The sequence below is a fragment of the Arthrobacter sp. SLBN-83 genome (assembly GCF_006715285.1).
In the GTDB taxonomy this organism is placed as follows: Bacteria; Actinomycetota; Actinomycetes; order Actinomycetales; family Micrococcaceae; genus Arthrobacter.
The window spans coordinates 2902793-2928338 of record NZ_VFMX01000001.1 but is presented as its reverse complement, the minus strand read 5'-3'; the positions used below and the strand labels follow the sequence as shown (position 1 = coordinate 2928338).

Annotated in this window: 27 protein-coding genes and 1 other RNA gene; 6 read left to right on the top strand and 22 right to left on the bottom strand. The window is 61.1% G+C overall.

Annotation, left to right across the window (positions count from 1 at the left end):
• Positions 1-22: 22 nt before the first annotated feature.
• The gene (locus tag FBY30_RS13600) at positions 23-778 is read left to right on the top strand and encodes a hypothetical protein (RefSeq protein ID WP_142133329.1); all 756 of its coding nucleotides are present in this window, start codon (positions 23-25) and stop codon (positions 776-778) included.
• Positions 779-780: 2 nt separating this feature from the next.
• The gene (locus FBY30_RS13595) at positions 781-2010 is read left to right on the top strand and encodes an SGNH/GDSL hydrolase family protein (RefSeq protein WP_142133328.1); all 1230 of its coding nucleotides are present in this window, start codon (positions 781-783) and stop codon (positions 2008-2010) included.
• Here FBY30_RS13595 and FBY30_RS13590 read toward each other — a convergent pair.
• From FBY30_RS13590 to FBY30_RS20820, 5 genes are all read right to left on the bottom strand, one after another.
• A complete protein-coding gene (locus tag FBY30_RS13590; RefSeq protein ID WP_160141473.1) occupies positions 2007-2699 on the bottom strand; it encodes an SGNH/GDSL hydrolase family protein in 693 nt (230 codons plus the stop codon). The genes FBY30_RS13595 and FBY30_RS13590 overlap by 4 nt on opposite strands.
• Before the next feature lie 104 nt (positions 2700-2803).
• Complete coding sequence (locus tag FBY30_RS13585) at positions 2804-3598, bottom strand: hypothetical protein (protein WP_142133326.1); 795 nt, start codon at positions 3596-3598, stop codon at positions 2804-2806.
• Between the two features lie 48 nt (positions 3599-3646).
• Positions 3647-4378 (bottom strand): hypothetical protein, encoded by a 732-nt coding sequence (locus FBY30_RS13580; RefSeq protein WP_142133325.1) that lies wholly within the window; start codon positions 4376-4378, stop codon positions 3647-3649.
• A gap of 251 nt (positions 4379-4629) precedes the next feature.
• Complete coding sequence (locus tag FBY30_RS13575) at positions 4630-4872, bottom strand: helix-turn-helix domain-containing protein (RefSeq protein WP_327437014.1); 243 nt, start codon at positions 4870-4872, stop codon at positions 4630-4632.
• Complete coding sequence (locus FBY30_RS20820) at positions 4872-5012, bottom strand: hypothetical protein (protein WP_200830689.1); 141 nt, start codon at positions 5010-5012, stop codon at positions 4872-4874. Before FBY30_RS20820 ends, FBY30_RS13575 begins: the two co-directional genes overlap by 1 nt.
• A gap of 62 nt (positions 5013-5074) precedes the next feature.
• On the opposite strand from FBY30_RS20820, the gene FBY30_RS13570 reads away from it, so the two are divergent.
• Complete coding sequence (locus FBY30_RS13570) at positions 5075-5392, top strand: hypothetical protein (RefSeq protein ID WP_142133323.1); 318 nt, start codon at positions 5075-5077, stop codon at positions 5390-5392.
• On the opposite strand, the gene FBY30_RS13565 is transcribed toward FBY30_RS13570, so the two are convergent.
• The 16 genes from FBY30_RS13565 to FBY30_RS13490 all read right to left on the bottom strand — a co-directional run bounded on the left by FBY30_RS13565 (position 5389) and on the right by FBY30_RS13490 (position 20143).
• Positions 5389-6519, bottom strand: a complete 1131-nt coding sequence (locus tag FBY30_RS13565; protein WP_142133322.1) for a tyrosine-type recombinase/integrase — start codon at positions 6517-6519, stop codon at positions 5389-5391. The genes FBY30_RS13570 and FBY30_RS13565 overlap by 4 nt on opposite strands.
• Positions 6520-6602: 83 nt before the next feature.
• Positions 6603-6971: a transfer-messenger RNA gene (gene ssrA / locus FBY30_RS13560) on the bottom strand.
• A 73-nt stretch (positions 6972-7044) separates the two neighbouring features.
• The gene (smpB, locus tag FBY30_RS13555) at positions 7045-7518 is read right to left on the bottom strand and encodes an SsrA-binding protein SmpB (RefSeq protein ID WP_043453530.1); all 474 of its coding nucleotides are present in this window, start codon (positions 7516-7518) and stop codon (positions 7045-7047) included.
• Positions 7519-7600: 82 nt separating this feature from the next.
• Entirely contained in the window at positions 7601-9040 is a 1440-nt protein-coding gene (locus tag FBY30_RS13550; protein ID WP_142133321.1) for a M23 family metallopeptidase, read from the bottom strand.
• Positions 9041-9067: 27 nt separating this feature from the next.
• On the bottom strand, positions 9068-9982 hold the full coding sequence (gene ftsX, locus FBY30_RS13545) for a permease-like cell division protein FtsX (protein ID WP_142133320.1): 915 nt from the start codon (positions 9980-9982) through the stop codon (positions 9068-9070).
• The gene (ftsE, locus tag FBY30_RS13540; protein WP_142133319.1) at positions 9979-10767 is read right to left on the bottom strand and encodes a cell division ATP-binding protein FtsE; all 789 of its coding nucleotides are present in this window, start codon (positions 10765-10767) and stop codon (positions 9979-9981) included. Before ftsE ends, ftsX begins: the two co-directional genes overlap by 4 nt.
• A 186-nt stretch (positions 10768-10953) precedes the next feature.
• Complete coding sequence (gene prfB, locus FBY30_RS13535) at positions 10954-12069, bottom strand: peptide chain release factor 2 (RefSeq protein ID WP_142133318.1); 1116 nt, start codon at positions 12067-12069, stop codon at positions 10954-10956.
• A 106-nt stretch (positions 12070-12175) separates the two neighbouring features.
• Entirely contained in the window at positions 12176-12622 is a 447-nt protein-coding gene (locus tag FBY30_RS13530) for a pilus assembly protein TadG-related protein (protein ID WP_235009446.1), read from the bottom strand.
• Complete coding sequence (locus FBY30_RS13525) at positions 12619-12972, bottom strand: hypothetical protein (RefSeq protein ID WP_142133317.1); 354 nt, start codon at positions 12970-12972, stop codon at positions 12619-12621. Before FBY30_RS13525 ends, FBY30_RS13530 begins: the two co-directional genes overlap by 4 nt.
• A 256-nt stretch (positions 12973-13228) precedes the next feature.
• Complete coding sequence (locus tag FBY30_RS13520) at positions 13229-13645, bottom strand: TadE family protein (RefSeq protein ID WP_142133316.1); 417 nt, start codon at positions 13643-13645, stop codon at positions 13229-13231.
• Positions 13646-13648: 3 nt separating this feature from the next.
• The gene (locus FBY30_RS13515; RefSeq protein WP_142133315.1) at positions 13649-13945 is read right to left on the bottom strand and encodes a hypothetical protein; all 297 of its coding nucleotides are present in this window, start codon (positions 13943-13945) and stop codon (positions 13649-13651) included.
• A gap of 74 nt (positions 13946-14019) precedes the next feature.
• Positions 14020-14958, bottom strand: coding sequence for a type II secretion system F family protein (locus FBY30_RS13510; RefSeq protein ID WP_142133314.1), 939 nt, complete (start codon positions 14956-14958; stop codon positions 14020-14022).
• Complete coding sequence (locus tag FBY30_RS13505) at positions 14958-15815, bottom strand: type II secretion system F family protein (RefSeq protein ID WP_200830688.1); 858 nt, start codon at positions 15813-15815, stop codon at positions 14958-14960. The genes FBY30_RS13510 and FBY30_RS13505 overlap by 1 nt, the downstream gene beginning before the upstream one ends.
• Positions 15812-17035, bottom strand: a complete 1224-nt coding sequence (locus FBY30_RS13500; RefSeq protein WP_142135273.1) for a CpaF family protein — start codon at positions 17033-17035, stop codon at positions 15812-15814. The genes FBY30_RS13505 and FBY30_RS13500 overlap by 4 nt, the downstream gene beginning before the upstream one ends.
• Positions 17036-17297: 262 nt before the next feature.
• Positions 17298-18086 (bottom strand): acyltransferase family protein, encoded by a 789-nt coding sequence (locus FBY30_RS13495; RefSeq protein ID WP_327437013.1) that lies wholly within the window; start codon positions 18084-18086, stop codon positions 17298-17300.
• A gap of 566 nt (positions 18087-18652) precedes the next feature.
• Entirely contained in the window at positions 18653-20143 is a 1491-nt protein-coding gene (locus FBY30_RS13490; protein WP_160141472.1) for a DUF2142 domain-containing protein, read from the bottom strand.
• Between the two features lie 288 nt (positions 20144-20431).
• On the opposite strand from FBY30_RS13490, the gene FBY30_RS13485 reads away from it, so the two are divergent.
• Both FBY30_RS13485 and FBY30_RS13480 read left to right on the top strand, forming a co-directional pair.
• Positions 20432-20800, top strand: a complete 369-nt coding sequence (locus FBY30_RS13485) for a GtrA family protein (RefSeq protein WP_235009445.1) — start codon at positions 20432-20434, stop codon at positions 20798-20800.
• 701 nt (positions 20801-21501) lie between these two features.
• Positions 21502-23562 (top strand): lysozyme, encoded by a 2061-nt coding sequence (locus FBY30_RS13480; protein ID WP_142133310.1) that lies wholly within the window; start codon positions 21502-21504, stop codon positions 23560-23562.
• 63 nt (positions 23563-23625) lie between these two features.
• Here FBY30_RS13480 and rfbA read toward each other — a convergent pair whose 3' ends face one another.
• Positions 23626-24492 (bottom strand): glucose-1-phosphate thymidylyltransferase RfbA, encoded by an 867-nt coding sequence (gene rfbA / locus FBY30_RS13475; protein ID WP_142133309.1) that lies wholly within the window; start codon positions 24490-24492, stop codon positions 23626-23628.
• A gap of 55 nt (positions 24493-24547) precedes the next feature.
• Here rfbA and rfbB point away from each other — a divergent pair, with 55 nt between their 5' ends.
• A complete protein-coding gene (rfbB, locus tag FBY30_RS13470) occupies positions 24548-25546 on the top strand; it encodes a dTDP-glucose 4,6-dehydratase (protein WP_142133308.1) in 999 nt (332 codons plus the stop codon).

The window sequence follows — 25546 nt, the reverse complement described above, 5'->3', positions numbered from 1 at the left end:
CATGCCCACTTGGAGGCCCCACATGGCGTACACCTATGACCCGATCTTTGCGAAGGACCCCGGCAACCCGAACATTGTCGCGGCGAACGCTTCGATCACGATCTACGACCCTGCCGACCCGAACAAGACCCCGATTGCGCTCAAGGACACCACGGGGTCCCCGCTGCCGAACCCGATCACGGTGAACGCCATGGGCATGGGCTCGGCTTTCGTGCACCCGACCCTGGACCGGGTGGCATGGTTCGGGGCAAGCTTCAATGGTTTCTTCACGGCCTATGAGGGCATGAAGGATGAGGCTGTAGCGGCGAAGGAAGCAGCGCAGGACGCTGCCAACTCGGCTGCAACTGCTGCGGCTGACCGGGTCACGGCAGCGGCGGTGAACCCGTCCGGCAAGCTGATCTTGACCAAGGGTAACGGTGGCACCGTGGACGCCGGCAGCGTCGTGGGCCCTCCGGGCGTCCCGGGTCCTCCTGGCCAGAATGGCGCCAACGTCCTCCCCACGGACGACGCGATCGAACAGGCGGTCAAGACGAAGGGCAGCAAGACAGAAGCGGCACTTTCTGCCACTTATGCCGGGGCCTTTCCTGCCGCGCAGACCATCGTCTACAACACGGATGGCAGCGTGCAGAGCGTGACGGAAAACGGCATCACGACGAGTTACACCTACAACTCTGACGGCACGGTGGCCACGGACTCTCGGACAGTCAACGGCGTCATCACGACCCGGAATTACGGGTACACCAACGGCAACCTGACCTCGATCACGAAGGCGGCGTAAGTATGGACCCCGTAACCCTCGGCATGGCGAAGGCCGCCGCAAAGAAGCAGATCACCGCCCGCATGCCGTCCCTCCACGGCAGCTCCGCCGTGCGCGGCATGGCGTACCCCACCAGTACCATTTCGCCGGCACCGACCTTCACAGCGGCCACAGCGAACACGCTGCCAACCCTGAAGTCACCATACTGGACCGGGTTCCGGAACTTCGGCGCCCCTTTCTTCGACAACGGCTTGGGTGGAAACTCGGCTTACCCCCGTGGGCCAGTCCGCACGGACGGCACCTACACGGTTTGGGACGGCAACTACGGCATCGACTTCGACTTCGACGGCCAGACCTTCGAGTTCCGCCTCCAGGCTGCCACGACTTCGTTCTTCCGCCTCTGGGTGGACGAGGTGCCGCACTCCTTGACGCCGCAGGCGCTGACCTCGGCCGTCAGCGGGCTGACCAACGGCAGCGCCTACTGGTTCAAAGTCGACTTTGGTTCGGCTCGCTACCGGCGTATCCGACTCGAAATGCAGTCGCCTGCTGGACCCATGCTGTTCTCTGGCGTTCGGCATTCCGCAACAGATACAGTCGTGCCGCCTTCACGCCCCTCTCCGCGAATCATGTGGGTGACTGACTCATATGGTCACGGCATCTCGGGTACGAACGTGGATAAGTCGCTCACCTACCCCAAGTTGGCGTCCACCTTGCTTGGTTTCCAGGACGCGAGGACTAACCTCTGCGTTCCGTCCACGGGCCTGAAGCAGCCGAACTCCGGCGTGCCGACCATTGGCAACTTCCGGACGCGGTTTGCGTCCGACCTCATCCCCTACCAGCCCGACGTGGTTGTGTTGCAGATGAGCATCAACGATGAGAACAACTGGCCGACTTGGCAGGGGCAAGTGGGGCCGGAGTTGGGCACCTGCATCGACACGCTCCAGGCAGCGCTGCCCAACATGAAGATGATCGTCACGTCGCCGCTGTTTGCCGGCACACCCAAGGCGGCCTACTTGACGCTCCGGGACGAGGGCAAAGCGGCATGCGCGGCGCGAGGCGTCCCGTTCATCGACTACATGGACACCAACGCTCCACTGTTCTCCGGGACCGGGGCAACCACGTCCCTGAAGGCAGACGGCAACGCTGACAAGTACATGTCCAGCGACTTCACCCACGCGAACGCCGCAGGCTACGACTTTGTTGCCCGGTGGCTCGCCGGACGGCTTGGGCCCCTGCTGGGGCAGTCTAACTAGGGGTCTACGCGGGAAGTGACAGCGTTGGCGATCGCAGCGTGGCCGGTGTCGGACGGGTGGAAATCATCCGCCACACCGGCCCACGTAGCGTCACCGCGAAGGCTGCGCATACCGTTGGTCTGGTAGATCCCGGAGACGGGGATGAACCGGCCGCCGGCAGCGCTGCACTGCTTCTCAATTGCGGTGTTGAACAAAGCAATTTCGTTGTTGTAGGTGCTGCCCCAAATGCCAAGGCAGATGACCGTCGCTTCAGGCGATGCCTGTTTGATCTTCGCCAGGTAGTCGGCATACGCGGGCTCAAAGTCGGCAACCTTTGTTCCCTTGCCGGCGTCGTTGGTTCCCAGTTCCACAACGGCCACGTCCATGCCGGACGGGATCGGGTAATTGCTGGCAACCTTCGCCAGGTTCGCTCCAGCCTCGGACGTGTAGCTCGCAGTGACCTCGCGTGTGCGGCTGAGGTAGGACGTAGCGACCCGGGCGAAGCCATTGGCCTCGGCGGAGGCGTACAGCCCCTTGGTCAGTGAGTCGCCAGTGAACCAAATCTTTAGTGGGGACTTACTCGTCGGCGTTGGTGACGGTGAGACCATTACCGGCGCTTGGGCAGTCACCACGGGTTCCGGCCTGACGAGCACGAAGCCCACAACCGCGAAGGTCACCGCAGCGAGCACGGCGAGGGCGGTGTACTGCATTTTCCTCGGCAGACGCTTCGGCTTCTTTGCAGGCGTGCGCGGCATAGTTCTCCCCCAAAAAATGAATGTGATTGCCCTGATTCTACATCCAGGAGGAGGACCGATTAGCCACTCGCGGGTGAAGATCGGAACGAATTCAAGATAGATTCGGCGTCGTCAGCCATTTGACGCAAAAGCCAAAGGTCCAAGCCCAAACCACCGTCGTGAACAAGACCAAATCCGCACTTCAATGCAATCGCAGAGGACTCAACTTGCGGCTCGGCGCCCTTTGTCTTGACCTCATAGATTGGCTGGCCCGGGAAAATAGGAGTCATGTACTCGAAGAGCCGGAGCACGGAGCAATGCCCGTCCGCGACATCGATTTTCAAACTAGTTCCATGGCGGAAGCCAATGCTCAACGGAAAATAGTAGTTGTGCTTGTCAGCGTTTGACGCTTCACGCAGCAAGAGGAGGCTCGATGCGCCGGAGAAAGGCTGGTGCTGACGAAGTATGTCTAAACCCCAAGGAGCAATCCTCCCCAACTCTTTGTTGCGGATTCGCCAGTTCCAACTGTCTTCCGTTTCGCAGTAGGGGAACTGTATTTGGCCCGGGTGCTCTCCGTTTGCAAGCACGAGGCTGACAATCAAGTGATCTAGAGAAGAACGCAGATTGTGCAGCGCATCCGATACTAGAATGCCAAGGCGCGTTGGTGGACGGTCCATCTCAGGCATCAAGATAAGCCATCTGGAGTCCCCAGCATCGGCAACGTCAAACACCATCGGGCCATGGCCAGTAAGCCAGACGTTGATACTGTGGCTTACCTCCTCGATCAGCTCGCGTGCTCTCAATATCTTGGCTTTGCAGCCGTCGAGAACGTGTACCCGCCACGAAGGTTCGGTTAAAGTCTCCCCCAAAGTCATGAGGCAATCCTAGGGGGTCTGCGCGCCCAGGGCTGGATGCCTTTACACCTACAAGGGGCTTCTAACCCATTCTTGCAGCCTTGCGTTCTCGGAAAGGCTAGTCACTACTTCATAAGCAATCTGCCGCATCGACGCTGCGCTTGGATCACCTTCAAAGTACTGGGCATCAGGCAGGCTAAGCGCTGCCACGTCCCCGCTATTTGACCAGACCGAACCATGGCCGGTCCTCCGAAATGCAGCATAGGCGGAGCCGATTCCCTTTGGATCAACATGCGCTCCACCGTCCTGGTTGGCCATCATGTTCACTAAATTCCAGCGACTGAAACGCTCATTGTTTGGAAAGTCCATAACGGCACCCGTCCACCACGGATCAAAGCGAAGCATCCTGGAACTGCCTCGTCGGGCAGCGAGAGGTGGGACAAAGGTTGGGCGCCCCATCTGATTCACGACTTCAACCAGGCCGTCCTGCCGAGTCTTCGCGAACAATCGTTCGCCGTCAGCGGTCTCAACTTCTAAACGGATGTTCATGGCCCCTGCGCGGAGAACGGTTGAATCTAAGTCCGCAGTGTCTAGCAACTTGAGATCATCAAGGAATCCCATCTGCGCGAGGAGTGCGTGGCTGTTCCCGTAGTGCCGGAAGAGCACGCGCAGCACCACCGCCATCCGCTTTGCTTCGGACGTCTTGCCCTGGTCATATAGCTCGGCCGAAGTCTCCAGGAAGTCCATCTGTTCTCTGAATGCTTCCGCTAAGGAAGCCTTGGTCCACCTCACCTTTGCCATGGCCACCATCCTAGGGGGCCAATAAGACCGGTTAAGTTCCCCTCGTTGCTCCAAGTCCGAACGCCAACTTGGAGAAAGCTTGGGGAAACACCTAAGACCGGGTTTGGCCGCATGCGTGCAGGGTACGAATAGGGTCAGCGGGTCCTTTTGTTGGGGGGCTCGCTGGTGGCCGGGGCTGGAGCGCATCTTGAGTAACCAGGGTTCGCCCCAGCGCCGGCATCCAAAGGCCAAGATCGACCGGTTAAGTTCCCCTAGTCGGAAGCGGTATCGTCGTCGGACAGTTCGCCGGCTGCTAAGCGCTCCGCTGTGGCTTGATAGGCCTGGCTGATGTACTCCTCGACGTCCTGATTGGAGATGCGCCAAACACCCCTTGCACCCACCTGCATCCCGCGGAGCTCCCCTGAGCGGATGAGCGCTCGGACGAGCGGCTGCCCGACGTTGAGTTCCTCGGCTACCTGCTCGATCGTCAGGAACCGGCGCTTCACTTCAGGCACTACTTCTCGGTCCTGACGGACTGCAACTGCCATCCCTCCGGGACTTGGGCATCGAGCTGGGCACGCCCTTCCTCATAGGAGGATGCTTCGATCTCGATGGTCTGTGTTTCTTTGGAGCGGATCACGCCGATAACTTTCACGGATCCACCCTAGCGCCCTGCCTCTGCGGAGGTGGGGCGCTCTTTGGTGGTTAAGTGGTGGCGTGGGCCTTTTCGACAACCAGACCAAGTTCGTGCAGGATGGCGCTGAGTACGAGCACGCCGACCCGCGCCCGGAGATGCCCCTTGGGACCGTCCGCAGGTTCGTCTATGGCGGAGAGCCCGAGGTCATCGCCCAAGTCCCCCTGGCCGGCGGTGGGACCGTTGAGGTGCACGGTTATGCGACCCACTACACCCAGGAGTGGGTGTCTGTGGCGTGGACGGATGAGACCTTCCAGTACCTGAACTGCTGGGTTCCGGCGGCAGGCGTCCGCCGGCCGGGTGATGGCGAATGGCACGGCCGGTACGTGGAGTTCGGTTAGCGAGCCAGGGCAGCCGAAGCGATCGCCGCGCCGGACTGCCTCGAGGACGGCATGAGGTGCGCGTAACGGCCATCCGTGGTCAGGGTGGACTGGTGCCCGAGCCGGTAGGAGAGCTGGAAGAGGTCCATGCCGCCCTCGATCATCCACGAGGCGTGGGTGTGCCGGAGGTCGTGGATCCGCGCCCACTTCTCCTTCGGGACCCCGGTCTTCTTCCACGCTGGTTCCCAGGCGCGGTTGTAGGTGGCTCCTGAGCGCATGGGACCGCCCCGTTTGAGGGTGAACACCAGTCCATCCCCCGCGGCCTCCACACGGGGCCGGACGAGCTCTACGGTGGACGCGGCCATGGGCACTGTCCGCCAGGACCGTTCCGTCTTCGGCGGCCCGATGTAGTAGGCCCCGGACTCGTCTTCCTTCCACGCCTTGTTGACCCGAACCACGGGGACTTCCCCGTCCAGCTCGAAGTCCTCAGCGCGGAGTGCGGTGGCCTCACCGAAGCGGAGGCCGGTGTCCACGAGGAAGTTGAAGAACGGCCGGAACCAGGGATCCATGGCAGCGTCCAGAGCCAGGAACTCGTCCTTGGTCATGAACCGCATCTGGTCCCCGCCCTTGGCGTCCTTGGGGAGCTTGATGCCCTTGCATGGGTTCCCCTGCCGGTATCCGAGGATCTCGGCGGTGTTGAACGCGGCGGAGAGGAAGCCGTGGTGGTTGGAGAGGGTCTTGGCGCGCATCTTGGTTCCCGCGGCCCGGCCGGGCTTCTCCTGCATGTGCTTGACCCAGAGGATGACGTCCTCGTAGGCGACGGCGGCGACGGGCAGCCGGCCGAGAGCGGTGCCGACGAAGTGGTGGTCGATGGAGCGCTTGTAACGGCCCATCTGGTCCGCCCCGACACCGGTCAGGAGGGAGATGTGCTTGTGCAGGAGCTGGACGACGGTGGGCCCGGTGATGTTTGCGTTTTCCACCGCCCGTTGGGCGGCAGTCATGGACTGCCCGTTCGCGTCCAGGAGCGCCTTCCACACCTCCGCCGTGGCGAGGTCCGGGAACGTTGTGTTCTGCTGCTGCCCGTTCTCCCGCCACCTCAGCATGTAGGTGGTGGCTTTCTTTCCGCGCTTCTCCACGATGCTTGCCATCGGTACTTCCCCCTTTTCTAGTGCACACTCACCGTACTTTGGTGCACAGACAATAAAAAAGCCCCGGAAAACCGGGGCTTTTTTGGTGGAGATGGGGGGAATTGAACCCCCGTCCGATGTCGTGTTGTCAGGGCTTCTCCGGGCGCAGTTTGCGTCGGATTTTCTCGGCCCCAGCCATGCTGCAAACAGCTGGCTGATCCGGGCCCAGTCATCTAAAAGTCCCGTTTACTCCGATGACGGGAGCAAACAGCAGTGGCTATCTAAATGACGCCAGGATCCGGGGCGATAGCAACCCCGGGCTGACGGACTGTCTTACTGCTTAGGCAGCGAGAGCGAAGTCAGTGCGCTTAGATTCGGCACTTATTGGTTTGCAGAAAGCGTTTACGAGATAATTCTGCATCCTCGGCCCGCTTCACCTGTCGCGACTAACACCGTCGAAACCGATCATCCCCGTATTTTGTTACCAAACCGGCTGGCAAGCCTGCCGGACTATCCATAGTAACGCATGCCCCGGCGAAATAATTCCTACCGGCGCCGGTTGCGTTCGCGCATCTCGCGCTGGGCCTCGCGGTTGTCCTGCTGCTCCCGCAGCGTCTGCCGCTTGTCGTACTCGCGTTTACCGCGGGCAACGGCAATTTCCACCTTGGCGCGGCCGTCCACGAAGTAGAGCTGCAGCGGCACGATGGTGTAGCCGGCTTCCTGGACCTTGCGGGAGATCTTGATGAGCTCCTCGCGGTGCAGCAGCAGCTTACGGCGCCGGCGGGCAGCATGGTTGGTCCAGCTGCCCTGGTTGTACTCGGGAATGTGGATGGCTTCCATCCACAGTTCGTCGTTATAGAACGTGCAGAATCCGTCCACCATGGAGGCGTGGCCTTCGCGCAGGGACTTCACTTCGGTGCCCATCAGCGCGATGCCGGCCTCGTAAGTGTCCAGCACGTGGTAGTCGTGCCGGGCCTTGCGGTTGGTGGCCACCACCTTACGGCCACTTTCTTTAGGCACGGGAAAACTCCTCAAGTTCAGGTTGGCAGCTCCCCGCCTGGCGGCGCGGAGCTATCCCAGTCTACGGCAGCGCTGTTCTGCCCTACAGCAGGCCCATGGGGTCTACGGCCTTGCCGTTGAGCCAGGTTTCGAAGTGGGCGTGGCAGCCGGTGGAGTTGCCGGTGCTGCCGGAGTAGGCGATGAGCTGGCCTTGGGATACGTGCTGCCCGTTCGAGACGACGATGCTGGAGTTGTGGTAGTAGATGGTGGTCAGGGTGTTCCCCTGCACCAGGCCATGATCGATCTTGACGCGCCACCCGCCACCGTCGGCGGAGTTCCAGCCGGAGCTGAAGACCTCCCCCGCCGCGGCCGCGTATACGGGGGTGCCGCAGGCGGCCCCGAAGTCGATCCCGGTGTGCATGTAGCCGCCGGTGCCGTAGAAGTCGATCGTTCCGGGCGGGGTGGTGCGGTAGCCGAAGCCTGAGGTGATGGGGATGCTGCCGTCGAAGGGATGGCGAAGGCCAAAGGCCGACGGCGACCCCACTGCGGGCGGTACGTACGGCTGCACGGGCGGGGCCGGTCGGTTCGCTGCCGCGGCTGCAGCGGCAGCGGCGGCGGCAGCCGCAGCAGCAGCCTCTGCCTGCCGGCGCTGCTCCGCTTCCCATGCCTCCCGGGCTTTGCGGTCGCGTTCTGCGATCTCGTTGGCCACCTGGTTCTGGTTGGCCTGGACACCGGCCAGCTGGGCCTGGATTCCCGGCTTGGCGGCCTGGAGTTCAGCGTCAAGGCGCGTGGTGTCTGCGATCAGTTGGTCCACCTGGGCCTTCTTGGCCGCTGCTTCGTCGCGCGCAGCCTTTTCCCTTTCCAGCGCGGCGTCGGCTTTCGCCTTGAGGTCCTTGATCTCAGCTTCCACGGCCTGGAGACGGGCTTCGGAGTTGACGTTGGTGGCATTCTGCTGGTTGAGCTTGTCCATGGCCGCGTTCTGGCTGCGCATGGCCTGGTCCGCCAGGTCCATGGTTTCAGTCAGGCTGCTGCCGCTGTTGGAACCGAAGAACAATGACAGGTTGGAGGGAACGCCGCCGGATTTGTAGGCCTGCGTGGCGATCTGGCCGATCAGTTTCTTTGTGTCGGCGATCTTCTGTTTGTCCGTTTCCAGCTGCTGGGTGATCTTGGCCTTGTTCTGCTGGGCCATGTCGACACGCGCCGCCAGTGCCTCGGACTCCTTGACCGCGCTGGCCACGCGGCCCTGCGCGTCGAGCAGCGCCTGCTGGGCGCCCGGCAGCTGGCCCTGGTAGATCACCAGGTCGCCGGCGGCCTTTGCAATCCGGGAATCGACAAATTCGAGGGACGCCTGCACGCGTGCGGCTTCTGCTTCGAGCGCTGCTTTGCGGTCCTCGAGGTCATCGGCGAAGGCGACGGGCGTGGCAACGGCCATGCCGGCGGAGAGCATAACGGTGAGCACGCCGCTAACGATCCCCAAGCGGCGCGCAGCAGCCCGTCCCCGGGTGTGCCGGGGACGGGGCAAGGTTTGATCAGTTACGTTCATGGGCATTCCTTGGTCGGTGTGCACAGCCTAAACGCGCAAATATCTACGTAAGGTCAAGAGAGACGAAATTCCTGCCAAGGATCCGCCAAGGACCAGCAGCGCCGGAGCGAGGATCAGCGTCTGGCCGGAGGAGATGAAGGCCGTATCGGGGTACTGGCGCGACATGTAGTCGCCCAGGAAAAACCGCGCCACCGCCCACAGGGTGGCCGACGCAAGCGCGGCGCCGATGACTGCGGCGATAACGCCTTCCAGGATGAACGGCAGCTGGATCACGGTTTTGGAGGCCCCGACGAGCCGCATGATTCCAGTTTCCCGGCGCCGGCTGAACGCGGAGAGCCTGATGGTGGTGGCGATCAGCAGGATGGCGCAGACGATCATGACGCCTGCGATGCCCACGGCCACCAGGGAAGCCCCGTTCATCACGGAGAACAGGCGTTCAAGCAGCTGGCGCTGGTCAATCACCGTTTCAACGCCCGGCTGGGACGAGAACGTCTCACTGATGATCTGGTATTTTTCCGGGTCCTTCATGTTGATTCGGAACGATGCCGGCAATTGGTCCGGCGTCACGGAATCGACGATGGGCGAGTTGGAGAACTGGTCCTTAAAGTGCTTGTAGGCCTCGTCCTTGGACTCGAACTGGAAATCATTGATGTACTGCGCCACGGCCGGAGACTCCAGGAGCGCGTTGAGGCCCTGTTGCTGCTCGGGGGTGACTGGCCCTGACGCGCAACCAGGCGCCGTCGAACCTTCACTGCACAGGAAGATGGCTACCTGGACTTTGTCGTACCAGTAGCCTTTCATCTGATTGATCTGCATCTGCAGCATGCCCGCAGCGCCCACGAAGGTGAGGGACACGAACGTCACCAGGATGACCGAAACCACCATGGAAAGGTTGCGGCGCAGGCCGCTGCCAATCTCGGAAAGAATGAACGCAAGCCTCATCGCTGGGCCCCGCCTTCGGCGCTGTTGCCCGGCAGGCCGCCGTCGGGCGTTTCCCTGCCGCTTGCATCCTTCAGGCGCCGGGACTGGCCGACCACCGGAATCATCGAGGTGTACAGGGCCTTGGCTTCGTCGCGGATCACCACGCCGTTCTTGAGCTCGACCACCCGCTTGCGCATCTCATTGACGATGTCGTCGTCGTGCGTGGCCATCACCACGGTGGTTCCGTTCTGGTTGATCTTGTCCAGCACACCCATGATGCCCATGGAGGTGGTGGGGTCCAGGTTGCCGGTTGGTTCGTCGGCGAGGAGGATTCCGGGGCGGTTGACGACGGCGCGGGCGATGGCGACGCGCTGCTGCTCGCCACCGGAGAGCTCGTGCGGCATGCGGTGTTCCTTGCCCTCAAGTCCTACCGTTTTGAGGACCTCGGGGACGGTGTCGCGGATGACGCTGCGGCTCTTGCCGATGACCTGCATGGCGAAGGCAACGTTGGCGAACACGTTTTTTTGCGGCAGGAGGCGGAAGTCCTGGAAGACGACGCCGATGCCCCGGCGGAGGCGCGGAACGCGCCAGCTGGAAATCTTGGCCACGTTCTGGCCGGCGACGTAGACGGCGCCGGACGTGGCACGGTCTTCCTTAAGCACGAGCCGGAGGAAGGTGGACTTTCCGGAGCCGGACGCACCCACGAGGAAGGCGAATTCGCCGCGATCAATCTCAAGGGTGACGGAGTCCAGCGCGGGTCGGGCTTTCTGGTCGTAAACCTTGGTGACATTTTCGAATCGGATCATGGCCCTAAGTACCCTGCAGGGCATGGCTGATTCTTCTGATGCAGCCCAGTTCTGCAGCCGGTGCACGGGTTTTCGTTTGGGGAAAGTAGGGCCCCGGCCCCTTGACTATACGCAAAACGTCCGGCGGTTGGCCGGGCTTTTGGGGGCGTGTCGCCGGATCAGCGGCCCCCTGCCTTGGAGCCTGGGCTACTTTTCGGCGTTCCGGTTGTCTGTACGCCAGCGGATGCCGGCGTCGATGAAGTCGTCAATTTCGCCGTCGAACACTGCGGCTGTGTTGCCCACCTCGTGCTCGGTGCGCAGGTCTTTCACCATTTGGTACGGGTTCAGCACGTAGGAGCGCATCTGGTCGCCCCAGGACGCCTTCACGTCCCCCGCCAGCGCCTTCTTTTCCGCATCCTCCTGCTCCTTTTTCAACAGTAGAAGGCGGGACTGCAGCACGCGCATGGCAGCTGCACGGTTCTGCAGCTGGGACTTTTCGTTCTGCATGGACACCACGGTGCCGGTGGGGATATGCGTCAGGCGGACAGCGGAGTCGGTGGTGTTCACGGACTGGCCGCCGGGCCCGGACGAACGGAACACGTCCACCCTGATTTCGTTGTCGGGGATATCGATCGAGTCGGTCTGTTCAATCAGCGGAATGACTTCAACAGCAGCAAAGGAGGTCTGCCGGCGGCCCTGGTTATCAAACGGGCTGATCCTGACCAGGCGGTGCGTTCCGGCTTCCACGCTCAAGGTCCCGTACGCGTAGGGCGCCTTCACTTCGAAGGTGGCGGACTTGAGCCCGGCCTCCTCCGCATAGGAGGTATCCATGACGGTAGTGGGATAGCCATGCCGTTCCGCCCACCGGAGGTACATGCGCATAAGCATCTCCGCGAAGTCTGCGGCATCCACGCCTCCCGCGCCCGCGCGAATGGAAACCACGGCTTCGCGCTCGTCGTACTCGCCTGAGAGCAGCGTCACGACTTCCAGGTCCTTGAGGGCTTTCTTGATGGACTCAAGTTCGGCCGCGGCCTCCCCCATCGAGTCGGCGTCGTCCTCATCCTGCCCCAGTTCAACCAGGACCTCCAGATCATCGATCCGGGCGGCAAGATTGGTGAGGCGTTCCAGTTCCGACTGCCGGTGGGAGAGCCGCGAGGTGATTTTCTGCGCGGCCGCGGGGTCGTCCCAAAGGTCCGGCTCCCCTGCCCGCTCGCTGAGTTCGGCGATGTCTTCCTTGAGTGCCTCCACGTCGGTAACGCGTTCAATGGACTCGTAGGTGGCGCGGAGCGCGCGGATTTCAGCGGAAAAATCAATATTGGCCATGGTGGTTTAAGCCTACGCTATCGGGGCATACTGCCCGGCTCGGCGCGTGGGCTGGTGTGCACGCCGTCTTCACCGTTGGCGGGTCAGTGCGTCAGCGGGTCAGGCTTTAGCGGGTCAGGCGTGAACGCGCAGTGGAGGTCGCCTCTATGCGGATGCCGTCAGGAACCAGGAAATTCACTACGGGCGGGTGAACGGCGGCAGTGAGCACCACGACGGCGGTGGAACCGTCCGGCGTGCCCGTTGCCCCGGTGACGGAAAGGGCGGAAAAGCGCTGCGCGGCGGGGCTCCTGGCGACGAAATCTGCGGCCACATTTCGGACCCGGGCGGGGTTGAGGACAGCGGATGGGCTTCCCCCCTCTGCTGAGACTTCGCCCAGTGTGTAGCTGTCGGCCGCGGCCAGGGACGCTCCGTCCGCCAAGGACAAGAGGCGCTTGTGCTCCAGGTACACCGCGGTTATGCCGGTGACCACCGTCGCCACCAAAAGCGCCAAGAGCACGTAGCCGAGGATCATGACCATCAGCTGTCCGCTTTCGTCCGCTTCCCTGCGACTCACCGGTACCGACCTACGAGCTGGGTGGAAGACGCTTCCACCTCTGTTGCGGACAACCCTTCGGCAAACGGCATGAACGGCAGGGGCACACTCAGGCTTACAGTCACTGTTACCGCAGTGCCCGCCGCCTGGCAGTCCGCGGGATTGCAGGCGGCGGTCACGGTGGCGCGGTCCGGCTGGTGCCCGAAGTCGGATAGGGCAAGGGCCACCGCCTGCTCCGCGGCGGCCTGCGCCGTGGAGGAATCGGGCTGGGCGACAAAAACCTTCGCTGCCTGGTCTGCGGCTCCCACCACCGCAAAAGAGCCTCCCTGGATCTGGCCAACCGTAATCACGAAGTACACGAGCGGGACCATCAACAGGAGTGCAAGGAAGGTGAACTCGACTACCGCGCTTCCGTGCTCATGCGGGCGGTCCGTTTGTCGGACAGCATGGGCCAGTATGGAAGGTTTGGATACGGCGCCCTGCCCAGGCCCTTGGGCGGCGCAACCCGGCTCGTTTTCGGCCGGTCTCTGCAGGCACAGCACTTCTGCCAGCCGCGCCCGAAAGCGCAGGTGGGCGTTGGAACAGGACCGTACCGTGGCCCCGCGCGATGATGTGGAGCGGGAGGCATCAGGGCTGAATGGCCGCATGCCCTTTCACCTCCAGCATGTCCCGCGGTCCGATCAGACCAATAACGGGCATAGGAGACCGGACCGTCACCTCCAGTGTGCGCATCCCTTGCACGTTTACTTCCCGGGTATTGATCTGCTCCGCAAAGCCTTGGTTCAACGCCATGCTTATGAGCCTGCGCGTTCGTTCCTCGGCGTCGGAGGCGGTGCGGTCAGCAAGGGTCCCATAGCGCGCCCCTGATGCAGCCGCATCAATGAGCGTATTCCGGACGTGCAATACAAGCGTCAGCTGGATGATCGCCAGGAAGAACATCGTCAGCAGCGCCCCGACAAGGACAAAGTCCACAACGGCCGAACCCCGCTCGCCGTGCCGGGACAACTCAGGCTGCACAGCCGGCCCGGGAGCGGACGCCGTCATGGTTCAGTTCCCCACCTTGTCCATTGCCTGGTTGAACATCGCCTCCAGTGCCGGGCCTGCAAGCGCCAACAGTGCTGCGACCAGGACGGCGGACATCAGGGTTATCATCACCCATCCCGGAACGTCACCGCGTTCAGGATCATCGCCTCGGTTCGTCACGGTCAATTCGCCGTTATCCTGTTCATCGCTGCGCTGTCCGCCCCCAAGACGGTGCTGCCGGGCCGTCCGTCTCACCTCTAACTGGAGCAAGGCCGCAAGGCCAATAAGCAGCATCACAAAGCGGGTTCCCATGGTTTTCATCCTGCGTCCTATTCCTGTTTCCTAGAGGGGACATGCAAATTGTTGCTGAAGGGCGGTCTCGGGTCTGGCGCCCATCAGAAGCCCAGGTTGATGGCGGCGATGCCGGGAAATACCGCGAAGACGACGGTTAGGGGAAGCACTCCGAAAACCAAGGGCACCATCATCGCGATCTCCTTCTTCCCGGCAGCTTCCATAAGGTCGCGCTTTGCTGAATCGCGTACGTCCTGCGCCTGCGCACGGAGCACATCCGCCAACGGTGTTCCTCTTTCCACTGCCACGATGATCCCGTCGACGAACCTGACCAGAGGTGCAAGGTCGGTTCGTGCAGAAAACTCCTGAAGGGCCAGCACCAAGGGCTTGCCGGCTCTTGTCTCCGCTAGGATCTTCGAAAACTCCTTGGACAGTTCACCCTTCGCACTCCTGCACACACGGTCCAAAGCGCCCGTTGCGCTCTCCCCCGCGCCAACGGCCAGGGCCATCAATTCGGCAAGACTGGGAAACTCCGCCATCATCCGCGTTTCCCGCCGGCGAACTTGGACACCCAGCCAGTAGTCCCGCAGCACGAAACCTGCTGCGGCACTGCCGATGATCACCGCCGCCGAAAAAACCGGGTTGAACCTGCCGGCTGCTGCTCCGATCAGGACGACGATCAGTGAGACGACAAAACCGGCCGCAGCCCACAGCAATTGCTCTGCACGGAAGTCAAGGGGAGGTTTGTTGATTCCGGCTTGGGCGAGTCGCCTGGCAGTGGCCCCGGGCGAGGGGTTGAGTTTTCCCAAGGTGGTGAGCCAGTCCCGGAAGACCGGCCGGAGAATCCGTTCAAGGGGGCCGAATGGCGTGAGGTTCTGCTCCCCGGCGCGCAGGAGCCGCGACTCCAGGTTCTGGGACTTCAGCTGCGGCTCGATCCGTTCAGCCAACGTTATGGGGCGCATGGGAGGAGACCGGAAGATAACGAGCCATAATCCGAGGCCCAAGGCAATCCCGCAGATTGCGGCGGCAGGGGAAGCAACCATCAACGCAACACCCTTTCGTCCTGCGGCAGCGCCCCGATTTTCAACATCACTGTGTAGCAAACCAGCGAAACCACCAGCCCACCGAGCAGCACTGCGGCGCCCGCGGGCGTGTTGTAGGCCTGGATTGCTTCCGGTCTGGTGGCCAGCAGAATCATGACAATCCAGGGCGCAGCAACGGCGAGCCGGGCCGCATTGATGGTCCAGGACTGGCGTGCCTCAAGTTCACTGCGGGTGCGGGCATTTTCGCGCAGGAATTCTGCCAAGGTCCCCAGGAGCTTTCCCAGGTCTGACCCGCCCACTTCCCGTGTCAGCCGGAGTGCTTCGATGATGCGGTCAGCCACGGGATCGGCGAGCCGATGTTTCAGCTTGTTTAGAGAACCATCGAATTGGCCGCCGGCGCGGTAGTCAGCCCCGAACTCCCGGAAGATTGGCCGCAGGTCCTCGGGCCCTTTGTCACCAAGCTGGATAAGGGCTTCAGGCAAGGGCAGGCCTGCCCGGATTGCGGAGCGAAGGTGATCAACAACGTCAGGCCAGAGTTGACGGAGCATGGCCGTCCTCTTTTTAGCCCTCCACCGGAGGAGAGTGACTGGCAGCCAGCCGCCGAAAAGGGCGAAGCAACAGGCGATAGGCCAGGAGCGGCTCAGACCATAGAAGACCAGTGCCACGAATACCCCGAGCCCAAGGCAAGTCCCCACCAAACCGCGGGGTGAGACTTTATCTACCCCGGCGCCCGCGAGCAGGTCTGCCAGCCGGCCCGGTTTCCGCTCCCGCTTTCCATGGTCCGGCGTTTCCCAACAGGACCACCAAACCAGGAAGAAGCCAACCCCCGCCGCCGTTCCCACCAGCGCCGCGATCATCGCGGATCCAGCAGCGCGGCGACGTCGTACCCTGCCTTCGAAAACTTCTCCGCTGCTGGCATGGCGTTGGCCCGCGGCTGCAGGACCCCGTTTTCCAGGGCAAAGACCAGAGACGATTCGATAACGCCGTTTTCCACGCGGCGTCCCAATGACAGGACTTGGGTTACTTGCCGCCGCCCGTCGGCGTGCCGGCTGCAGTGCACCACGAGGTCTATGCAGGACGCAACAGTGGGGACGACGAAAGCGCTGGAAATGTTCTCACCGGCGAGCAACGGGAGTGTGCAGATTTTGGTTACTGCATCTTGTGCCGAGTTGGCGTGGACGGTACACATGCCAGGAAGACCGCTATTAAGAGCGATTAGCATGTCCAGGCTCTCGGCCTCCCGCACCTCCCCCACTACCAACCGGTCCGGACGCATCCGCAGAGCCTCCTTCACCAGTCGACGCAGTGGAATTTCGCCCTCACCTTCGAGGTTCGGCTGTCTGCACTGCAGTCCCACGACATCCCGGAGCGGGAACTGAAGCTCGAATATTTCCTCAACAGTGATGACGCGCTCCCGGCTTCCGATGCTGGCCGCCAGGCAGTTAAGCATGGTTGTCTTACCTGCCTGCGTGGCCCCGGAAACGAGGATATTGAGGCCGCTGGAGACTGCGGCACCGAGAAACCGTGCGGCCTGGGGAGTCAGCGTCCCCAACTCCACCAGATGTTCAAGACGGCTTGCTTTAACGACGAACTTGCGGATGTTCACCGCCCAGTGGCGGCGGGTCACGTCCGGAATAACAACATGCAGCCTGGAGCCGTCAGGTAAAGCGGCGTCGACAAAAGGGGAGGACATGTCCAGCCTTCTGCCGGAGCTTTTGAGCATGCGCTCCACCAGGTCCCGCACCTGCTGCTCCGAAAGGCTGATCGACGTCAGCTCTGACTCGCCGTTGCGCGCCACGTAGATTTCGTTGGGGGCGTTGAGCCAGATCTCCTCAATGGAGGGATCATCGAGGAGGGGTTGAAGTACGCCGAACCCTGCGACTGCGTCGAAAAGGAACCGACGGGCCGCGTCAAGGGGCCCAAGGGGCGGAAGGGGTCCCATCAGGGCCCGTTCGTCGTAGTCGGTGACTGCGGCTTCGACCAATCGACGGACCTCGCCCGCCTGCCTGAGCGGGTCCAGCCCGCGGCGGCGAATAAGCTCGCGGACTTCGTCCTCGACTATTCCCAGCGCGTCCATATGTTCCCCCATACAACTGCCGCCCCCGGCGGAGGCAGTGCGACTGAGGTCCAGCCTAAAGAGCAGGGAACAGGCTGCCAAGTCATACGGATAAAGCTGTGGACAAAGGAGTTCCGCCGGCATCAGACCGTTTAGCTGATCCCTGCCCGTTATGCTTATCGGTCCGTCTCCGCTGCCGCGCAACAAGTGGTCAGCAGAAGCGGCCCTGTGGGAAGCGCAGGTACAGCCCTGGCTACGTTACGGGAATTCTGCGTCCACTAAGTTATTTTGATCCTGTCGCTACATATGACTTGAACGGGTTATTCCTCAGCCGGGACTTTAAGGCAAGTGCCGGGGCTTCGACGAAACGGAAGCTGAGCCAGGCCAAAGGCAGTGTCAGACCTAGGCTCAGCAGTATGTACGGGATCAAGGGAAGGTCGGGCCATCCTATTTCCAGAATGTTCTGAACTGGGACGCCGTAAATATAAACCCCATACGAAAGATCCGACTTGGCGCCTATCGATTGGAAGGGCAAAACGGAGCCCAGAGCCATGATGATCACGGCCAACGGTAGTGGGGCCAAAACAGAAGCGGTTTCAGTGAAGATGCTCAACATGAGTAGAGCCACGGATAGTGCAACAGCAGGCCGAACCCGGACCCTGTCGGAGAAATGGAACAGCAGGGCTCCGGCGCAAAACGCCGCAACGAGTGGCGCCACCAGAGTGTACACACTGGCAGGAATCCAGCCCTCCAGCTTAGCCGTCGAAACGGCACTGGCAGTGAAGAATCCAGCACCGATAAACCCCGCCCGGAGTTTTTCATTCTTGATATAGCAAACCGTTCCCACGGCTACGTAGCAGGAAGCCTCCCAGAAAAGCGTCCACAGGGAACCGTTCCAGATACCCGGCACTGGCACGTTTGGCACAGTCGTGCCGATGTTGGTTTGACTTATGAATGGCGGGTACAGCAGGAAATTGCGCGCCAAGTAACTCAGAGAGTCGAAGAGAGTAAATGTGCCCGAAGATCCGACCAACAAAGACAATGGCGCAAAAACAAAGGCGACAGCAAGCAAGCAGACAAGGAATCCAGGATAAATCCTAAGGAAGCGCGCAGTGTAAAAGGACCACTGCGACTGCCCGTTGAGTCGGCTACGGGTAATAAGGTAACCGGACACAGCAAAAAACCCCAGGACCGCCCATGTACCGAGGTGTTCCCCGCCAGCCTCCGGTTCTGGCCCAAGGTTTCCAATGACCGATGAATGAGAAACGATTACGGCCGCTGCCAGAAGCAGGCGGATTGCGTTGAGCGAATTCCGGCGAGGGTCGAATAGCGAGTACAGTGTGCCGCCAAGGGGACGAATCCCCGTTGATATGCTTCTTGCTGGCATAACACCCTTTCACTGACTTGGCCGTCCCAAGAGGCGCGTTTGGAAATTGGGGTGTTACGCAGAAGCCGCTGTCCCCAATATGACCGGCGTCACCAAAATCGAATGGTTAGAAGCGGCCAGCCGGAATACTATCAGCACTTCGCACAACTGCCCGCAACCACGTAGGTGAGCCGCAGACACTGCGACTTACTAGTGTTGAAGCGACGCGGCGTCCGCCGGGCGCTTCAACACCAGGGCCGGACCTCAGGCCCCTACCTGCTCAGCACTGACGAGCTATGAGTTCCCTGCTTAGTTACAGTGTCTCTGACGTTTCCCTGCGGGGAAGCGAGCAACCGGTAGAGGCAATATCCGGCTATTCCCAAAACAACAATGTATGCAAGTGTCAGCCCTTGCCATGAAAAGGGCGGCTGCCAGTGGGGGGCGAACATTTCTGTCCAGTTGACGTGCCCTTCCGCAATTCCGACCGTGTAGCGCCGCAAGCCTTGAAGCAAAAGGTAAGTATGGGCAAGAGCTCCGGCCACGAGACTCCACCTGGCTATCGACAAAGTACGCTTTGAAGTTCGGAATGGAGCGAAACGTCCCGCGACTCCACATGCCAGAAGCAGGACCACCAGCACCGCCAGGATGTAGCGACCCTGCCAGATCCATCCCACCTTCTCGCTTGACGACGCTTGCAGCGCCACCGGCGCCACCAGTACAACGACGGTCAGCAGAGCTACGGACCACCTTGCCCGCAGCGGCCTGGCCGTCATGCCGACCATGAAAACAACGCCCATGGCCAGAACCCACGCGTACACCACTGCAGGTGGTGGAGGAGTATCCAGCCAGCCAAGGACGCCCACGTATTCCGGCACGTAGATGAAGGTGTGGTCCATCATGGTGACCGCTGCCACGTCGCTGGGAACGGGAGTGCCGGCAAGGAGGCTGTCAAAGCTGTTGGAGCCGATGACCCAGGCAAGTGCAAAAACACAGGCCGCCCCTAGAAAGGCCACCGGAACCCAGCTTGGACGATATCTGAAGACCCGTCCGAGCGCCTGCAAGTTGTAGGCGAGGACAGCTGCAGCTACCACCACAGCCAACCACAGCAGTGAGACCGGCCGTGTGTTGGCAAGAAGGGCCCCTGCAACAGCCAGGCACCAGATCTTCGCATGAGAGTCTTGCAGCGCGCGGCTCCGCTCCAGCAAAGAGCAAAGGCACATAAACACGCTGGCAGCCGTGCCGATTTCCAGGGCGGTGGGATTGATGCTCGCCGACAGGAAAAGTACTGCGGGCGTAATGGCGACGGCCGCCGCGAGCGAAGGCCAAACGAAGCGCCGAAGACTGGAGGCTGCCCAAAATATAGTGGCAAGGAAAAAGGCGCACACCCAGGTGCTTAAGAGCCGCATGGCGTAGAGAGCTGTTTCACCGCTCAATCCTCGGCTTGCCAGCCCGACAATCCCATAGTAGATAGGGTTGTAGTTGCCTGCTGATGTAAGTGCGGTTGTTGTACCCCGATCAGCGGCATCAATGGCCAGGGAACAGTCGGCCGTTACTTCCGGATGGTGCGCAAAGCAAAGGTTGCTTTCCAGCTTCGCGATGTAGCCCGGGACTTGAACCGCAAGACGCTCGCCCTGGACACCGGTGGAGCTGCCAGTGAACTGCCCCCGTGCCACCGCCGCGGCCTTCACGGTGTGTGCCGGCTCGTCAGGTGCGGACATCAAAGGGGAAGCGAAGCACCAGACACTGCCCAGCAGTCCGATCAACAGCCAAGCGACAACCAGTACTTTGGCGGGAGAAGGGCGTTCCGGGCGACCGGCAGAGGCTGGTCCGGGGATGGCGAGTCGTTTTGATTGGGTTCTTGGCATGATAATTTGATGTTACTAGGAGGTCAGCTCATAACGTCTGGAGTCTCCGTTATGCCGGGGAGGACACCAAGGCGCGTGCGATTTTCAAGAACCACAACACCAGCCAGCAGAACACCCGGGGAAAGTAGCGTCCCGCGCACCCGGGTCCAGAAGTTGTACCAGAACTCCGTGCTCAGGTTCCTCTTTGTGGGCGGCCTCTCGTTTGCTTTGGATTTGGGGCTTCTTGTACTCCTTCACGAGGTAGTCGGCGTAGATCTCGTTATAGCAACTCCAATCGCTTTCCTGATCAGCCTGGTCTTTAACTACTTTCTGCAGCGCATCTTCACCTTCCAGGCCACCAATCATCACGGTATTAGCGCCGCAAAGTACATCTCCCTGGTGATTTTCAATGTCGTTGTCAGCGATTTCATCGTCACTGGGTTCGACGCGCTGGGGTGGTATTACATAATCGGCAAGGGAACCTCGACCGTGCTCACCACGGTTTGGAACTATTTCCTTTACAGGGAATGGATCTTCAAGAACAAGGTAGCGCCCCTGGAGAAATCCCGCGCCTGAACTCCGGCTGGGCAGGTCTGGAGCACGGCTCCCCGACTTTCTTTCTGGGAAGCGCACTTCCCAACATGGGGTGTTCCGAGCCCAGCTTTCCTGCTTTGCGCGCAACTCTTGAGCTCCTTGAGTCACATGGGCAACATCAGAACCACTGGTTACATGCCACCCCGCGATGCTATGGTGAGCGCGTTAATTATCGGCACCACCTGTCCCACGTGTCTTCCCTGGGGGGAAGCACCTGAGCAGCAATCAAGAATGAGCGCTCAGTGGAGTGCTTGTTTGTCTCCGGAGCACATATGAAGCGGAACCTGTCTCAGTCCCGTCACCACGCCCTGAAATCCATCGGGATCGTCGTACTCGCCACCTCCCTGCTGGCGAGTCCAGGTCTTACGGGGTTTGCGGCCGCAGTAGAGTCCACGCCCTCTCCCTCGCCGTCATCATCTCAAAGTGCCGTGCCGGGTAGTGCAACCGCCGCGACCCCGGCTCCCAGTCCTTCTCCTACCGCTGGAACCGTTGCCCCGGTGCCCACAGCCACCCCGTCAACTCCCTCCGCCCCGACCCCGTCCGCGTCGACAACGCAAACGATGGCCGAAGCCGTCGGTCGCGGCGCTGAAATGGGCCAACGTTCCGCCAGGGTGACAGCTTCGTCCACTACTCCCGCCAAAAAAAGCCCGAGTTTGGAGTCCCTCTCAACCGAAGGTACCTGGATGCCCACATTCGGGGTCCAGGGACTCGACGTCAGCGGCTACCAGCCCAACGTCGACTGGCAGCAGCAGTGGAACATGGGTGCGAGATTTGCATATGTAAAGGCCAGCGAGGGCAATTACATGACCAACGACCAGTTCAGCGCTCAGTACCAGGGCTCCCGGAATGTCGGAATGATTCGCGGCGCCTACCACTTCGCGATCCCGAACTGGTCCTCGGGAGCCGACCAGGCACGGTATTTCGTAGCGAATGGCGGTGGCTGGTCAGCCGACGGCTACACCATGCCGCCCGTCCTGGACTTCGAGTTCAATCCGTACGAGGGCCGGACCATCAACGGTTTCTACTTCGGAAATACCTGCTACAACATGACGCCCGGGCAGCTGACCTCCTGGGTCCAGGACTTTGGAAACACCATGAAGTCCTTGACCGGCCGGCTTCCGGCAATCTACACAAACACAAGCTGGTGGAACCAGTGCCTCGGCAACCCGTCAGGCTTCGGTGACTATCCACTGTGGGTGGCCGCTTACCCCGGTGCGCCTACTAACGACGCCGGGCCGATTCCAACAGGCAGTTGGAGCACCTACAGCATTTGGCAGTACAGCAGCACTGGACCGTTCGCGGGCGACTCGAACGTCTGGAACGGTGACTACCCGTCACTGCAGCGACTGGCAGGGTCAGCGCTTCCCACGGGAAGCTTTGATTCCCTGTCGATAACAGGCAGCGGAACCCAGTTTTCGCTGCGTGCGCGTGGCTGGTCGGTTGATCTTGCCAACACCGCCGCCTCAAACCAGACACACGTGTACGTCACGTCGCCGAATGGCACCACCACCGGGTATGCGTGGACCGCCAATGCCTACAGACCCGATGTCGACCAAGCCCTGGGCTATGGACCCAACCACGGTTTCGACGGATCTGTCCCTATTACCCAATCAGGCACATACACTGCATGCGCCTATTCGATTGGCACCTTCGGCAATACGCCCCTTGGCTGCAAGAGCGTCAACGCTACAGGGATCGGGGTGCCTGTAGGCAGCTTTGACAGCCTGACAAGCGTGGTTGCGGTCGACAAAGTCGCGCTGCAACTCAAAGGGTGGGCAGTCGACCAGGCCAATCCATCCGCGTCGTCGTACGCAGATGCCTACGTAACGGCACCGAATGGGACAACTACCGGTTACCGCATGACGGCAAACACCTCCCGGCCAGACGTTCAATCAGCGACGGGACTGGGTTCCAACCACGGTTTCGACTATCAGGTACCCGTGACAGCTCCAGGGTCCTACAAGGTCTGCACATATGCGATAGGCCAGAACGCAAACACTCCCCTTGGGTGCAGGACTGTAAGCATCGACGCGAATCCATCGCCCATCGGAAGTTACGACACCCTGTCCATAACTCAGGCGGCCAACTCTGCGGCCCTTCAGGTCACAGGCTGGGCTCTGGATCCCACCCAGCCCGCCACGAGCATTCCGGTCAACGTGTACATTTCCGCCAAAGACGGAACAACCGTGACGACTCCTGCGCCCTTGAACGTCACGGCAAACCTGAAAAGGCCGGATGTGAACTCCGCATTGGGGACAGTGGGTGATCATGGCTTCCAAGCCGGGCTCCCCATCACCGCAACCGGCACCTATTCGGTCTGCGCCCAGGCCGTGGGCGTAGCACCTGTCTCCAACGGGCCCACCTTGCTTGGTTGCAAGAACTTTACGGTCAGTTCCACGCCGCCCACCATGGGATTCCTCGACAGCGCCGGCATCCAGGTGTCCAATGGACAGGCTGCCGTCGTAACGCAAGGCTGGACGCTTGATCCTGCCTTGCCCGGCATTTCCAATCCGGTGCACGCCTACATCACCTATCCTGACGGGAGCACTAAAGGCTACGCGTTCACCGCGAATTTGAAGCGGCCGGATGTCAACAGCGCCCTGCAGACAGTCGGCGACCACGGCTATTCGACATCGGTCCCCATCAGCGCCCGCGGCCAATACCGCGTCTGCACTTATGGGGTGGCGGTCTCAATATTTGCTGCCTACAACTCCCAGTTGGGATGCCGTACGTTGACTTACTAGGACACGAATAAGGGGGGGTGAAGCCGCGGCTTCACCCCCCTTATTCGTGTCCAGGCCCCAGGACTACTTCTCCGCCAGAAGCTCCAACAGGTACGCCCCGTATCCGCTCTTGACCAGGGGCTCGGCCCGTTCACGGAGCTCGTCGTCAGTCAGGAAGCCGAGCCGCCACGAAATCTCCTCAGGGGCACCAATTTTGAGGCCCTGCCTGTTTTCGACGGTCCGAATAAAGTTGGAGGCATCGTTGAGGTCATTGAAGGTGCCAGTGTCGAGCCAGGCAGTTCCACGAGGCAGAATCTCGACCTGCAGCTTCCCGGCTTCCAGGTAGATGCGGTTTACATCGGTGATTTCCAGTTCCCCCCGGGCAGAGGGCTTCAGGTTCTTCGCGATATCAACCACATTGTTGTCATAGAAATACAGGCCAGGAACCGCGTAATGGCTCTTCGGAGCCGCCGGCTTCTCCTCCAGCGAGAGGGCCTTGCCATTGTCGTCGAATTCCACCACACCGTAAGCGGAGGGATCTTTGACCCAGTATCCAAAGACGGCGCCGCCGTCGATGGTCTTGAAGCGGCGCAACTGGGTCCCCATGCCCTGGCCGTAGAAGATGTTGTCGCCCAGCACCAGTGCCACACTGTCATCGCCAATGTGGTCGGCGCCGAGGACAAAGGCCTGGGCCAATCCATCGGGCGAAGGCTGCTGCTTGTAGGTGATCGAGACGCCGAACCGGGAGCCGTCCCCCAGCAAGCGTTCAAACTGCTCCGCGTCGTGCGGCGTCGTGATGATGAGGATGTCCCGGATACCTGCAAGGATCAACGTTGACAGCGGGTAGTAGATCATTGGCTTGTCGTAGACCGGTACCAACTGCTTGCTGACACCCAGCGTGATGGGATGAAGCCTGGAGCCGGTTCCGCCGGCAAGTATTATTCCGCGCATGCCCCCATCTTTCCCTTCGCTTAGGGCAGCAGCAAATCCGGTAGTCTAGGGAATTATGCAGCGACTTCTAGTGACCGGCGGAGCCGGCTTTATCGGCTCAAACTTTGTCCACTACGTTCTCGAAAACACCGAAGACCATGTCACTGTTCTGGACAAGCTGACCTACGCGGGCAACCTTGAGTCGTTGCAGGGCCTTCCGGAGGAACGCTTCAACTTCGTTCAGGGAGATATTGCGGACGCCAGGCTTGTCAATGGCCTGGTTGCCGATGCCGATGTAGTTGTCCATTATGCTGCTGAGTCCCACAACGACAACTCCCTCCACGACCCCCGCCCGTTCCTGGACACGAACATCATCGGCACCTACACGCTGATCGAAGCAGCCCGCAAGCACAACAAGCGCTTCCACCACATTTCGACTGATGAAGTCTACGGAGACCTGGAACTGGATGACCCGGAGCGCTTCACGGAGCAAACTCCCTACAACCCGTCCAGTCCGTACTCCTCCACCAAGGCCGGATCCGACCTCCTGGTGCGGGCATGGGTACGGTCTTTCGGCCTGCAGGCCACCATCAGCAACTGCTCCAACAACTACGGTCCGTACCAGCACGTGGAGAAGTTCATCCCCCGGCAGATCACCAACGTGATCGATGGGATCCGCCCCAAGCTCTACGGCAAGGGCGAGAATGTCAGGGACTGGATCCATGCCAATGACCATTCCTCAGCGGTACTTGCCATCATCGCCAAGGGAACCATCGGCGAAACGTACCTGATCGGGGCCGACGGAGAAAAGAACAACAAAGAAGTTGTCGAACTGATCCTGAAGCACATGGGCCAGTCCCCTGACGCGTACGACCACGTGGTTGACCGCCCCGGCCACGACCTGCGGTACGCCATTGACTCCACCAAGCTCCGCAACGAGCTCGGGTGGGAGCCCCGGTTCTCCAATTTCGATGAGGGGATCGAAAACACCATCGCGTGGTACCGGGAAAACGAGGACTGGTGGCGTCCACAAAAAGCTGCCACCGAAGCCAAGTACAAGGAACAGGGCCAGTAA